Raw genomic sequence first — 402 nt, 5'->3', positions numbered from 1 at the left:
AGGATGGCGGTCAGCTCGACCACCAGCATCACCGGCGAGCGTTGCAGCTGGCGCGGGTCCAGCTTGACGAACGCCTGGACCAGCGCCGGGCGCCACAGGGCAGAGACGGCGGTTTTGGCGGGTTCCTGGGTGTTGACCGGGGCCGCGTTTTTTGCAGGCATATTCATGTTCATATCCCCTTTTTAGAAGCCCATGCTCAAGTGTTCAGCGATGGGCCCCAGCGCCAGCGTCGGCAGGAAAGTCAGGCCGCCCACCAGCAAAATAGTCACGGTCAACAGGGTCACGAACAGCGGACCATGGGTCGGGAAGCTGTTCTGGCCAATCGGTGCGGTCTTCTTCATCGCCAGGCTGCCGGCCAGGGCCAGTACCGGGAGGATGTAGCCGAAGCGGCCGATCAACATG

Annotated in this window: 1 protein-coding gene; it reads right to left on the bottom strand. The window is 62.7% G+C overall.

Annotation, left to right across the window (positions count from 1 at the left end; translation table 11 throughout):
• Window positions 1-182: 182 nt before the first annotated feature.
• Window positions 183-402: potassium-transporting ATPase subunit KdpA (locus FCS21_RS16685; RefSeq protein WP_171035761.1), on the bottom strand; the 220-nt coding region annotated here is incomplete at its 5' end.

This window comes from Colwellia ponticola (assembly GCF_005885605.1).
In the GTDB taxonomy this organism is placed as follows: domain Bacteria; phylum Pseudomonadota; class Gammaproteobacteria; order Enterobacterales; family Alteromonadaceae; genus Colwellia; species Colwellia ponticola.
This window is presented reverse-complemented; position numbering and strand designations above follow the sequence as displayed.